The 5,060-nt window shown below is 37.8% G+C and carries 5 protein-coding genes and 2 tRNA genes; all 7 read left to right on the plus strand.

What is annotated here, in order from left to right; all coding sequences use genetic code 11:
* Positions 1–80 precede the first annotated feature (80 nt).
* Positions 81–157 (plus strand) — tRNA-Met (locus GHT08_RS21515).
* A gap of 3 nt (positions 158–160) precedes the next feature.
* A tRNA-Asp gene (locus GHT08_RS21520) sits at positions 161–237 on the plus strand.
* A 585-nt stretch (positions 238–822) separates the two neighbouring features.
* Entirely contained in the window at positions 823–1,800 is a 978-nt protein-coding gene (gene thiL / locus GHT08_RS21525; RefSeq protein ID WP_163583441.1) for a thiamine-phosphate kinase, read from the plus strand.
* Positions 1,801–1,804: 4 nt separating this feature from the next.
* On the plus strand, positions 1,805–2,260 hold the full coding sequence (gene tsaE / locus GHT08_RS21530; protein ID WP_163583442.1) for a tRNA (adenosine(37)-N6)-threonylcarbamoyltransferase complex ATPase subunit type 1 TsaE: 456 nt from the start codon (positions 1,805–1,807) through the stop codon (positions 2,258–2,260).
* Positions 2,257–2,955 carry a tRNA (adenosine(37)-N6)-threonylcarbamoyltransferase complex dimerization subunit type 1 TsaB gene (tsaB, locus tag GHT08_RS21535; protein ID WP_163583443.1) on the plus strand — a complete coding sequence of 233 codons (699 nt, stop codon included), beginning with the start codon at positions 2,257–2,259 and terminating at the stop codon, positions 2,953–2,955. Before tsaE ends, tsaB begins: the two co-directional genes overlap by 4 nt.
* Positions 2,948–3,394, plus strand: a complete 447-nt coding sequence (rimI, locus tag GHT08_RS21540; protein ID WP_163583444.1) for a ribosomal protein S18-alanine N-acetyltransferase — start codon at positions 2,948–2,950, stop codon at positions 3,392–3,394. The genes tsaB and rimI overlap by 8 nt, the downstream gene beginning before the upstream one ends.
* Positions 3,391–4,428, plus strand: coding sequence for a tRNA (adenosine(37)-N6)-threonylcarbamoyltransferase complex transferase subunit TsaD (tsaD, locus tag GHT08_RS21545; RefSeq protein WP_193568337.1), 1,038 nt, complete (start codon positions 3,391–3,393; stop codon positions 4,426–4,428). The genes rimI and tsaD overlap by 4 nt, the downstream gene beginning before the upstream one ends.
* Positions 4,429–5,060 lie beyond the last annotated feature (632 nt).

Here is a 5,060-nt window from a genome sequence, read left to right on the forward strand (position 1 = left end):
CCCCTGCAAGAGTAGGACGTTGCCAGGCTTGTATTCAAAAATGCATACACTGTTTAGTTTAATGTATGCTTTATTATTATCGCGGGGTGGAGCAGTCTGGTAGCTCGTCGGGCTCATAACCCGAAGGTCGCAAGTTCAAATCTTGCCCCCGCAACCAAAAGGTCCGGTAGTTCAGTTGGTTAGAATGCCTGCCTGTCACGCAGGAGGTCGCGGGTTCGAGTCCCGTCCGGACCGCCATTTTATGACTAACAAATAGCAAAACCTTAAGTTTGGATACTTAAGGTTTTTTTGTATTCTAGGAAATTAAAAAATTTGAGCATGTGTATAAAGGTGAGCATGATAAGTCACCTCTGTATATAACCATTGTTATCTCAACTTTCAAAAATAAAAAAGTAAAGATAGTTAATTTAAGTACCGAAAATTACACGAATGAAGTCAAAATGGTACTAAACATTCAATTAAGTACCAAAAATAGAAATTATTATATTAAAATGGTACTTAAAAAAGGATTTAGTACCAAAATGAACCTTGTTGAACACTAAATTGGCACTAAATTATAAAACTCTCATCAATTTCCTATTTGATACCTCGAGTAGTTTCAGTTTTTGTTCTGGTCTTGGACAAATGTAACATTTATCATTTGTCCTTTCAAAGTATATAATGTGTCTATGTAAGTAAACCATACATGGATATTGAAACTAAGGAGTAAAGCTTTTTATATCTATGTTAAAGTAAAGTATTATGAAAGGTGCTTCTCCTGTCCTCTTAGCTAAAGTTTTGATATGATGTGTGTATATTGTTGTGCTTTGGAGGTGTGGTCTGTTGAAAGAATTTGATTTTATTCGGTCCATTCAGCCGGATTTTTATCGACAATCCTCTGTTGTAAAAGGTATTGGTGATGATGCGGCTATTGTAAGACATACTAATGAGGATATTATTACAACGGTTGATACGATGGTGGAGAATGTTCATTTTTCTTCTAAGACAACTGAACCTTTTCATATTGGTTATCGAGCATTGGCTGCTAATATAAGTGATATTGCTGCTATGGGAGGTAAACCAACGTCATATGTAGTATCTATTGTTATACCAGACAGCTGGGCTGCAGCTGATTTACAAGCGATTTATCTCGGAATGGAAGAGCTAGCTAAAGTATTTAACATGGATCTTATCGGTGGAGACACTGTGTCAGGTGAACAATTAGTCCTGTCTATTACGGTATTAGGAACTGTTTTAAAAGGAAAGGCTAGATATCGCAATGATGCACAGGAACATGATATAATTTTTGTAACTGGAACACTTGGTGATGCGGCTTGTGGTTTACATCTATTATTAAATGCTACTCACAAAGAGCAAGACAAGTATCGATATTTTGTAAAGCGACATCAGATGCCAATGCCAAGGGTATCATTTATTAATCATTGTGAAAATATAACGCGGATGTCTTTAAATGATATAAGTGATGGTATTGCAAATGAAGCAAATGAAATAGCAGAGACTTCGGATAAAACATTGATCATTGAATATGATAAAATACCAAGCCATTCACAACTAGCTGATTTTTCCCCCGAACAACAATTCAAATGGTCTTTAACTGGCGGAGAAGACTTTGAATTGATTGGAACTGTTTCGGAAAAAGAATGGGAACTATTAAAAACGATAGCCAAAAAAACAAATACTAAAATTTCAGCAATAGGAACGGTACGAAATGATTGGAACAAGAATGGTACAGTATGGTTACAACATAATCATCAACTAAAAAAATTGGAAAAATCGGGTTATACACATCTAAGTAGGTGAAATAATGAGTACATATATTTTCGAATCAAATACAGAGGAAGAAACAAGACGATTAGCAAATAAATTAGCAATACTGCTTTCGCCTGGAGATGTACTAACATTAGAGGGTGATTTAGGTGCAGGAAAAACAACTTTTACAAAAGGTTTAGGTGCTGGCCTTGGTGTAACAAGAACGATTAACAGTCCGACGTTTACGATTGTGAAAGAATATGTGGGAGAAATTCCGTTATACCATATGGACGTTTATCGTCTGGAGGATAGTGAAGAGGACATCGGCTTTGATGAATATTTCACTGGCGATGGTATTACCGTTGTAGAATGGGCGCAATTTATCGAAGAATTTCTTCCAGCAGAACGATTAGAGGTTCAAATAAAAAGAATCGATGAACATACAAGAAAAATTATTTTTCATCCAATTGGAGATCACCTTGATTCGGTATGTAAGGAGCTATATTCATGAATGTGTTAGCAATTGATACTTCTAATCAAGTATTAGGAGTCGCGGTAAGTAAAGATGGGGAAGTGAAAGCGGAGTATACGGCAAATATCAAACGCAATCATTCGGTTGGTTTAATGCCGGCAATAGATCATGTTATGCAAGAAACAGAAACAACGCCAGCTCAATTAGATAGAATTGCCATTGCCAAAGGTCCAGGCTCATACACTGGTGTTCGTATTGGACTAGCAACAGCAAAGACAATGGCATGGACGCTAAAGATCCCGATTGTGGCGATATCTAGTCTAGAATTATTGGCGCATAATGTAAGACAACAGAATGTGCTGATCTCTCCTTTTTTTGATGCACGTAGAGGCTTAGTTTACACAGGGTTATATGAAAACAATTATGATCGAATTCATGTAAAAAAAGAAGACCAGAATATTTTAATGGAGCAATGGCTCGATGAAGTCCAAAGCTATCAAAAACCTGTTATCTTTCTTAGTCAGGACATCAAGCAGCACCAAAGATTAATAAAAGAAAAATTAGCTAAGGCCGCCATCATCCCACCTGCCATTGACCATCTTCCTCGTCCTGGCAAATTAGCTCTTTTGGGCGCAGAACGTAATGAGGATAACCTTCATGAGTTAACACCTAACTATATACGTTTAGTTGAGGCAGAAGCAAAATGGTTAAAGGAACAAGAGCAAAATGGCTAGAGTTCAATTTCGAAAAATGGAAGAATCGGATATAGAGGAAGTGAAAGAGATAGACAAACGCTCTTTTTCAATACCTTGGCCAGACGATATTTATGAAGAAGAATTAAAGAAGAACCATTATGCACAATATTTTGTTGCTACTTTAAATGAGAAAGTGATCGGCTTTTGTGGGTCATGGATGGTGTTAGATGAAGCACAAATTACGAATATTGCAATTGATCCAGATCATAGAGGGAAAGGATATGGTCAAGGATTATTCCAGTACGTAATCAATTATGCAGTTGCCCGTAGCATTCGTCATTTGTCATTGGAAGTACGTGTTTCCAACCAAACTGCACAACGAATGTACAAAAAGTTTGGGATGAAACCCGGTGGAATCAGGAAAAATTATTATAGTGATAATCAGGAAGATGCTTTAGTATTGTGGGTGAATTTATGAGTGAATATATTTTAGGGATTGAGACGAGCTGTGACGAAACAGCTGCAGCAATAATAAAAGATGGTCGAGAAATTGTGTCAAATGTAGTAGCTTCCCAAATTGAGAGCCATAAACGGTTTGGTGGGGTAGTTCCAGAGATAGCTTCTAGACACCATGTCGAACAAATCACGATTGTGTTAGAAGAAACCTTTGCAAAAGCAGGTTTAACGATCGATGATATGGATGCTGTTGCCGTAACAGAAGGACCGGGTTTAGTCGGTGCACTTTTGGTTGGTGTTAATGCTGCGAAAGGATTGGCCTATGCTCATCAAAAACCATTAATTGGTGTTCACCATATTGCTGGTCATATTTATGCAAACCGTTTGGAAAAGGAATTTGAGTTTCCGCTGTTAGCTTTAGTTGTTTCCGGTGGACATACTGAATTGATACTGATGAAAGAACATGGTGATTTTGAAATTATTGGGGAAACTAGAGATGATGCTGCTGGTGAAGCATATGATAAAGTCGCTAGAACATTGGAATTACCTTATCCAGGTGGTCCCAAAATCGATCAGTTAGCACATCAAGGAGAAGCTAACATTGACTTTCCGCGTGCATGGTTAGAAGAGAATTCCTTTGATTTTAGTTTTAGTGGATTAAAATCAGCTGTTATTAATACATTGCACAATGCTAAACAAAAAGGTGAAACGTTAAAACAAGAAGATGTAGCAGCAAGTTTTCAAGCAAGTGTTGTCGAAGTGCTAACAGAGAAAACCTTTCAAGCTGCCAAACAATATGGTGTGAAACAAGTGATTGTTGCAGGCGGTGTTGCTGCTAACAAAGGATTGCGTGCAGCGATGCAAGCTAAGTTTGAGCCGGAAGAAGCTGTAGAATTGCTATTTCCATCCTTATCGCTATGTACGGATAATGCAGCAATGATTGCAGCAGCAGGATCTATTGCTTTCAAGCAAGGTCACCGTGCACAATGGGATTTAAATGCTAATCCGAGTTTAAACCTAGAGAGGTATGCTAGTAGATCGAAGCTAGAACGCTAATAAGTTCTAGCTTTTTTAACTTGGAAAGGAAGTATAAAATCTGCGCAATGACTGTGTTAACGAAGTAGTTATTTTGAAATGTTTGATGTAGATTTGCAACGCTCTGGTTATAAGTAATAGGTTGACTGCTTACAATGGAAAAAGTGAAAAATTGCTATTTGTAATGATAAAAGCAACGCATTACTTCATCCTAAGGACTGAGCGTTTTTTTACTCAGTTTTTCTTATCAGATAGGAAAGTATATAATGCGCGGCATGATAGTGTTTTTGTATCATAGGTGGTCATTTTGAAATGATATGTAGACGGAAAGCATCGCTCCGGCTGCCCGCTTCCCTTTCCGTGGGGTTTTATCTTCAGCTAACTTTTCCAAGCAAGAACCGCTTGAAAAAGTGGATCTTCAGGTAAAACAGTTTCCACAGGAGTCGAAGCGGGCGGCCTCAGCAGCTCTACAACGTAAGTGGCAGCCAACTTTTTGAGGTTTTATACAATGTAAAATAAAAGACGTAATGTTCGTACGTTAAAAAAATGCAGAACGTTATTTAGCGCAGGCGCCCACTTCGACTCCTGTGGGATCAGCGTGATCTGAAGATCCACTTTTGTAAAGCGATCTTCTTTACAAAAGTTAGCTGAAG

Origin of the sequence: Gracilibacillus saliphilus, assembly GCF_010994085.1 — a bacterium.
In the GTDB taxonomy this organism is placed as follows: Bacteria; Bacillota; Bacilli; order Bacillales; family Amphibacillaceae; genus Gracilibacillus; species Gracilibacillus lacisalsi.